Origin of the sequence: Dyadobacter tibetensis Y620-1, assembly GCF_000566685.1 — a bacterium.
Lineage (GTDB): Bacteria > Bacteroidota > Bacteroidia > Cytophagales > Spirosomataceae > Dyadobacter > Dyadobacter tibetensis.
Window position 1 is genome coordinate 246054 of the sequence record NZ_AZQN01000008.1, and the last position, 7793, is coordinate 253846.

Consider the following 7793-nt stretch of genomic DNA (forward strand, 5'->3'; position numbering starts at 1 on the left):
TTGATATGAAAAGTGTATTGATCAAAAAAACTATAAAAGTCAGCATGGCCGCAGCATTTTCTCTGCTGGTAATGGCCGGTTGCAGCGACTTTCTAGATCGCGAACCCTTGGGGCGCTATACGGAGCAGGATATTCCTGCCGGCTCATTCGATAGCCAGGTGTTTGGCGTTTATGCTAAAATGAGGGCCTTTGGCGTCGCTGCAATGCCCTACATAGCCATTCATAACTTTCGTTCCGACGATGCCGACAAAGGAAGCTCCACTACGGATGGAATTGGCCAGGAAAATTTTTACGATAACTTTCAGTATACCAAAGACGAATGGCTGTTAAATAGCTATTGGTCGGGGCACTATGCCTTAATCATCGCAGCCAATGCCGTAATAGCCGATATAGATTCAGTAGGTGCCACCGACGTAGCGACCCTGATCAACAAAGCTGAGGCCAAAACGATGCGGGCGCATGCCTATTTCAATCTGGCACGCACCTATGGAGATGTTCCAAAAATTGACTTCAAAGTGATAGAGTCGTCTCAGGCTAATATAGCGAAGTCGCCCGTTTCAGAAATTTTTGCCCTCATCGATGCCGACCTCACCGAGGCCGCAGCCATCCTTCCCGTTAGCTGGGAGTCTAATTATATCGGTCGGCTAACCAAAGGAGCCGCTCAGGCTTTGCATGCCAAGACCTATCTATGGCGTAAGAACTGGCCCGCTGCACTTGCCTCAGCGAAGCAGGTGATCAATTCGGGCACTTATAGATTGGCAACCGATTACGGGAGTACTTTCAGAGAATCTGGAGAGAATAACAGTGAATCTATCTTTGAAATACAGGCTTATTATACCGTTACTCAAACCAATCTCGGCGTGGAATATGCAATGCACCAGGGAGTAAGAGGTTCAGGAGCCTGGGATTTAGGATGGGGCTGGAACACGCCCACCCAATCGTTAGCCGATGCTTTCGAAGAGGGCGATCCCCGCAAAGATGCAACTTTGCTTTATGCTGGTAAAGTGAATACTCCCTATAACGAAATGGTGCCTGCACCTACTACAAGTATTCCTCGGGCTTATTGGAACAAAAAGGTATATACCAATCCTGCCTTAAGGGAATCGACCGGGAGCCGCTTCGGCCGATGGATGAATGTTCGTATAATACGCTATGCAGACGTATTGCTTATGGCTGCAGAAGCTGCCAATGAAATAGGAGGAGAGCAGAATACTGCCGATGCCCTTGCTTGGCTGGAACAGGTTCGGGGGCGTGCTCGTGGTAATAATATGGCTATATTGCCAAAAATAACAACTACCGATCAGGTCAAATTGAGAACGGCAATTCGCCAGGAGCGTCGTGTAGAACTCGGCATGGAAAACGAGCGTTTCTTCGACCTAGTACGCTGGGACATCGCCCAGGAAGTGTTGCACGCAGCTGGTAAAACCGGATATCAGAACAAGCACCGTTACCTACCTATTCCGCAGCCAGAAATTGACAAATCAGGGGGAAAGCTGGTGCAAAACCCAGAATATTAATCCGATTGGTTTTAACGCTTTTAAATGATATTGATAAATGAAAAAGTTATTTTCAACAGTAAGCCTCCTGGCCTTCGCAGCCTTGATATGGTCTTGCCAAAAATTTGATCGGCCCGAACTGATGTTGGTTTCTACTGACGACCCGGCTTTCAATGGTCCATTGCAACGGTATTGGGCGTTCGAAGGAGTCGCTACTGATAGTATATGGGGCAGCCGCGCCATATCCCAAGGGGTGTCCTTTGTGACCGGAATCCAGGGCAAGGCTTTGAAAGGATCTAAAACGGGTCAACTTGAATTTGCCTCCGCTGGAAAAATGGCAACCATGGAGAGTTTCACTTTCGCCTTCTGGATGAATACTGCCAAGCACGATGGTGGAGCACAGAGTGTGTTTATGCTTCCTAATACGGAAGATTTCTGGGGTAATGCCTTCATGCTTATCGAAGGAAACACTGCCAAACACGACTCAATGTTGGTAAAATTCAATTTTGCAGGCAACTGGGTAACCTTCGACGGAACCAATAATGCCAACGGACTCAATAAATGGCCGGACGCTTATGGCAAATGGAAACATGTTGCCTTTACCTATGATGCAGAAACATCTAAATTCGCCACCTATGTCGATGGTAAAAAGTTGAACCTGGCCGCTTCAGTGACCGATCGTACTAAAGACGGGAAGCCGCTGGGGGCCCTCAAATTCAGCAATGCATCTAAATTTGTCATCGGTGCATTCCAGCAACATATCAACATTAAGGCGCCTGCCGACAGTTGGATGCTGCACTACACGGGTATGCTCGATCAGTTCAGGGTATATACTTCGGCCCTGACCGATGCTCAGGTGAAAGAGCTTTTCGATAATAAAAAGTAATTATAATATCCATTTATATCGTGTTGGCGATGGCCAACACGATATAAATTACTTCGGAAGAAATCCGTCTGCCATTTCGAATCCTTTAGCCATGAAAATTTACCCCATTTTTATCCCCCTCCTTCTCCTTATTTTCGGTTGTGCCAAAAATGAAGTGAATCAGGAAGATAAACCAGGCCCCTTTACACTCAACCAAACCTTGGTGGATGGTAAAAATAGTGGGTTCGAATATTCCAACTTAGGAAAACGGCCGATCGTTACCCTTCGTTTCTCTACCAAGCTAGATCCGTCTGCCCTGGATGCCAGCGTTAGCTTGCTAGATGCTCGAGGGGTCAGCGTACCGGTAGCCAGCAGCTTGGCCGGAGGAGATAGTACCCTGCGCATTGAGCCTATTGCCCCCCTTCCTCAGCTGTCGGGATATACCCTCACCGTTGCCAATACACTCAAATCCAGAGCAGGTGGCACCTTGCAGATTCCGGTAAAGCTCACTCTAAAAACCGCTCTGGACCCTTCCGATAAGTTCCCCAGGATCTCCGACGATGCTTTGCTAGACCTAGTTCAACAGCAGACCTTCAAATATTTTTGGGACTTTGGTCATCCCGTAAGCGGGTTGACCCGAGAGCGCAATAGCTCCGGCGACTTAGTAACGTCTGGCGGAAGCGGCTTTGGCATCATGACGATCCCCGTGGCCGTTGAGCGTAAATTTATAAGTCGTCCCCAGGCACTGGAACGTATGCAACAAATCGTTACCTTCCTAGAGAAAGCCGAAACCTTCCATGGAGCTTTCCCGCATTGGCTCAATGGAAATACGGGTAAGGCCATCGCTTTTAGCACCAAAGACAATGGTGCCGACCTGGTAGAAACCTCATTCCTGATCCAAGGACTCCTCACTGCCCGCCAGTATTTTTCACAAAATACGCCAGCAGAAACCAAGCTTAGGGAGGACATTAATAAAATTTGGCATGCCGTAGAGTGGAATTGGTTTCAAAAAGGCGGAGAAAATGTGCTTTACTGGCACTGGAGCCCGCAATATAATTGGGATATGAACCATCCGATTACAGGCTGGAACGAAAGTCTGATCACCTACGTGCTAGCTGCATCCTCTCCTACCCATCCGATTACTGCAGAAGCATACCAGCAAGGATGGACAAGAAATGGCGCCATGGCCAACGGTAAGTATTTTTATGATATCAAATTACCACTGGGCGAAAATAATGGAGGACCACTTTTCTTCACCCATTATTCCTTTTTAGGCCTCAATCCCAGGGGTCTCAAAGACCGTTACGCCGACTATTTTGAGCAAAACAAGAGCCATTCCCTGATCAACAGAGCCTATTGCATCGCCAACCCCAAGGGGTATGGCGGCTATAGTGCCGACAGTTGGGGACTAACGGCCAGCGATATTCCCAATGGATATACGGCCAGCTCGCCGAGTAATGACCGTGGCGTAATAGCCCCTACTGCGGCACTTTCGTCTATGCCCTACACGCCAGAGGCCTCTATGCAGGCCCTGCGTCATTATTACTATCAACTTGGTGATAAGATCTGGGGCAATTATGGCTTCCACGATGCCTTCAGTATTCAGGACCTTTGGTTTGCTAATTCATATCTGGCCATAGATCAGGGACCGATCATCATTATGATCGAAAATCACCGGTCAGGCCTTCTTTGGAAGCTCTTTATGAGCAGTCCTGAGATTAAAACAGGACTAAAAAAGCTGGATTTCACCAGCCCCCAAATTTAAATAATTAACCTCGTTATAATACCTTATCCATTACGCTATGAAACGTCTGATATTTTTATTAATGTTAGCTCTTCTTGGGCCTCTGCCCAGCCATGCACAGAGAAAAAAGAGCAGCTCCCCTAAAGCTCAAACCTTCAACCCTACCGAAAGACCTAAAAATTTGTCCGACGATGAATTACTGGAATTGGTTCAAAAGCAAACCTTTCGTTATTTCTGGGACCTGGGGCATCCGGTAAGTGGACTCGCCCTCGAAAGAAGCAATGTAGCCTTTGACTATGGCGGAGAAGTTACCACCATAGGGGGCACCGGATTTGGCATTATGGCCATGGTGGTAGCCGCCGAGCGGCAGTGGCATCCTCGCGACAGTGTTGCCAACCGTCTCTTGAAAATGGTCCGGTTCCTTTCAAAAGCCGACCACTACCATGGCATTTTCCCCCACTGGCTCAACGGAGCTACGGGAAAAACAATAGCCTTTAGCCGTAAAGACGACGGTGGCGACTTGGTAGAATCGTCCTTCCTATTCCAAGGATTGTTGACCGCACAACAGTATTTTGATGGAAAAAACCCGGTGGAGTCTGAACTTAGAAACCGCATTTCTGGCCTGTGGAACGATGCTGAATGGGACTGGTATACCCAGGGCTCTAAAAACCAACTTTATTGGCATTGGAGTCCCAACCATGGCTGGGCTATGAACTTCGAACTCCGCGGCTATAACGAAGCCCTAATCACCCATGTACTGGCCGCCTCAGCCCCTCGCTATCCTGTTTCTGCCGAGGTATACCACAAATGCTGGGCGCAGAGCAACCATTTTAGCAATGGAAAGGAGTATTATGGAATAGAGCTACCCCTGGGCTACCCTGCTGGAGGTCCCTTGTTCTTTGCCCACTACTCCTATTTGGGTCTGGACCCACGTGGCCTCACCGACCGCTATGCAGACTATTGGAAGCAAAATGTAAACCATACCCGCATCAACCATGCCCATTGTGTCGCCAATCCGGGTAAGTTCAAGGGCTATGGGGAGAAGAGCTGGGGGCTTACCGCCAGCGATACCTATAATGGCTATAATGCCCACTCCCCAACCAATGACTTTGGCACCATCACCCCAACAGCGGCCCTGTCGTCATTCCCATATACACCCGTCGAATCCATGAAAGCCTTACGCTATTTCTATGAGGAAAAAGGAGATCAGCTCTGGAGCGAATATGGCTTCGTAGACGCCTTCAACGAAACCCAAAACTGGTATGCCAATTCACATCTGGCCATCGACCAAGGACCTATCATCGTCATGATCGAAAACCATAGAACAGGTTTGCTATGGGATCTTTTTATGAAAAACCCCGACGTACAGAAAGGACTCAAGAAACTAGGATTCGAAAGAAGTCCTAAAAAATAAACTTCACTTCAATTCAAACGACTGAGGCTGTCTCCTACGGAGGCAGTCTCTTTTTTTTGCAGTGATGAATAGGCCCTCTGCTGTTCTATACTACCGTTCAACTGGGATGTATCCCAACCAGTGCATCGCTGTGAATCTTATTATTTATCACGATGTAGAAACGCCTTTAATCACTATGAAAATTAACGATATTTTTTATAGGATTTTATAGTTATTATTTATAACTTTTGTATAATCATTACAAGATAAGTGTATAGCTAAATTTTTTGTACCATGAAAACACAAAAACTTGGGCGTTTCAGTTCTTATCGATTGTCGCTCGTGCATTTTCTATTCAGTTTGGCCTGGCTGATGCTTTTATCATCCTGCGAAAAAAACCTGGATAAGGTAGATATTACGGAGCAAGGCGGAAATTCTTCCGCTCGATTAAATAAGGAAGCATTAATCAGTATTTCATATGAAGTAGAATCATTTTCTGTTAATCAACCAACCTACGAAGCTAGAAACCTTAAAGAAAATGGCTTATCAGATTTTGAAAAAATAGGTGCTCAACCACATTTGGACAGATCATCCATTGAATTACAAATTTATAATGATGGTAGTTATCACATGACTACCATGCGGCTAGAACCAACGAGAAAGGACTTGTTGCCAGAATCACTCAACAAGAAATATGCCAGGTATCAGCCTGGCCCCTTCAAAACCGTTTCCACGAATGGGGCTCTTATATTTTACGATGAAGAAGGAAAGGAGATTGGACGACATCAGTTAAAGCCAAACCCGTTTCAGGACTTGGTTAAGCAGATAAAAGCAGCAAAACCAAAAGAAGTGAATAAAATCGCTGCGGGTGTAATGGGAAATCCTTTAATCAATGAGTCCGAAATCATGCAGTTAGCCATAGGAAAAGGAGCAAAGATCAAAAAGCAAGGAAATACCACTCATATTGAATTTGAGCAAAATGATGAAACCGACAAAAAGAAACCTAAGAAAATAATCACTCAATTATATGATTTCAAAGCAAATCGTCTCTTAGAAACAAAAATGTTTGCCCAAGATTCAAAAAGGTTAATGATGCGCTCAGTATTATTTTATGACGATGTGGATAAAGGGAATAGGATAAACCGCACTTTGAACGAAAGTTTCAACACTGACGTGACTTCTGGATTGGAAGTCAGGAATTATCGAGAAGATTTTTATTCCAATATGAAAGTAGTTGTAAATAGGTGATTAATGATCCTTTTCAAATACTAAATAAAATAAGACTATGAAAAATTTAAATAATATTTGGATATTATTCATGATTGTGAATACTTCCGTTTCACTAGCACAGCAACGTGGCGTAGATTGGGTACACGGAATGGGAGGCAATGCCACTTCTCTAGCAGATGTGGCGCACTACTACCAAAATGTACAAAATCGCCCAATACTATCTCCGACAAGAAATTCCTACGATACCAATAATGGTGTTATAGCGATGGCTAACGGTGTTCGAGGGATGACCGGTGGAGCTAATCGCTTGGCCATTAGCCATAGTATGGGTGGTGTAGCTGTAAGGCAGGTTGATATATGGAATCAAGGGCAATGGAGTGGAATCGTCACGATGGGTTCCCCGTTAAGAGGCGCTAGGATTGCTAATTCCGCCCAAAACGGAACATCAGCTAATTTCATAAATAACGCGATTCATCAAATGATGAGAGGGCCTAATTCCGGCACTTCATTAGCGCTCCTCGTACCAGGTGCTGGCATCCTTTTGGCTGAGGGCACAACACTGATTAATCAGATATTGTATTCGGTAAATGTGGGTCAGTTAGCGTCTCAAACCATAATGAATAGTGTTGGATTGGTCGGTCAAACCGCGACCGATTTAGCGCAAGGTTCTGGCTACCTGACCAGCATTTCCAATAATTATACCAATACGCCTAAAATTTTAATTTGGGGTAACGAAACCGATCCAATTTTTTGGCGCACCATGGGCAGTATGGCAGAGCATGATGATGAGTGGGGACGCGTTTTATCGAGAAAGATTTACGGAGTTTATAAATTCATTTCAGATGCAGAATATACCCATCAGATATTAAATCCGCTGTCTCTTTTACTACATGGTAATCGGGGAAATTCCTGGAAAGCAGGTTACCAATGGGTAGATACCGAAGCAAATGATGGATGGCGAAACGTAATAGGCGCTAAATATACCGAAACAGGTTCCTACATTAACAGGGTCATCACCTGTGACTCTTACGGATGGCAGCAGTGCTATGCCTCCAATCCCCCTCC

At 45.6% G+C, this 7793-nt stretch carries 6 protein-coding genes; all 6 read left to right on the forward strand.

Annotated features, from left to right (window positions below; translation table 11 throughout):
* The first annotated feature begins 5 nt into the window (after positions 1-5).
* On the forward strand, positions 6-1517 hold the full coding sequence (locus X939_RS0118685) for a RagB/SusD family nutrient uptake outer membrane protein (protein ID WP_025764806.1): 1512 nt from the start codon (positions 6-8) through the stop codon (positions 1515-1517).
* Between the two features lie 37 nt (positions 1518-1554).
* A complete protein-coding gene (locus tag X939_RS22640; RefSeq protein WP_025764807.1) occupies positions 1555-2382 on the forward strand; it encodes a LamG domain-containing protein in 828 nt (275 codons plus the stop codon).
* A 91-nt stretch (positions 2383-2473) separates the two neighbouring features.
* Positions 2474-4126 carry a glucoamylase family protein gene (locus tag X939_RS0118695; protein WP_044200008.1) on the forward strand — a complete coding sequence of 551 codons (1653 nt, stop codon included), beginning with the start codon at positions 2474-2476 and terminating at the stop codon, positions 4124-4126.
* 37 nt (positions 4127-4163) lie between these two features.
* On the forward strand, positions 4164-5519 hold the full coding sequence (locus X939_RS0118700) for a glucoamylase family protein (RefSeq protein ID WP_044200011.1): 1356 nt from the start codon (positions 4164-4166) through the stop codon (positions 5517-5519).
* 273 nt (positions 5520-5792) lie between these two features.
* Complete coding sequence (locus tag X939_RS0118705) at positions 5793-6746, forward strand: hypothetical protein (RefSeq protein ID WP_025764810.1); 954 nt, start codon at positions 5793-5795, stop codon at positions 6744-6746.
* Positions 6747-6783: 37 nt separating this feature from the next.
* The coding region (locus X939_RS22645) for a lipase family protein (RefSeq protein WP_044200014.1) at positions 6784-7793 on the forward strand (1010 nt) is incomplete at its 3' end.

Coding starts and splice junctions, on each gene's coding strand:
- X939_RS0118695 (WP_044200008.1), top strand. CDS start 2,474: ATGAAAATTTACCCCATTTTTATCCCCCTCCTTCTCCTTATTTTCGGT.
- X939_RS0118700 (WP_044200011.1), top strand. CDS start 4,164: ATGAAACGTCTGATATTTTTATTAATGTTAGCTCTTCTTGGGCCTCTG.
- X939_RS0118705 (WP_025764810.1), top strand. CDS start 5,793: ATGAAAACACAAAAACTTGGGCGTTTCAGTTCTTATCGATTGTCGCTC.
- X939_RS22640 (WP_025764807.1), top strand. CDS start 1,555: ATGAAAAAGTTATTTTCAACAGTAAGCCTCCTGGCCTTCGCAGCCTTG.
- X939_RS0118685 (WP_025764806.1), top strand. CDS start 6: ATGAAAAGTGTATTGATCAAAAAAACTATAAAAGTCAGCATGGCCGCA.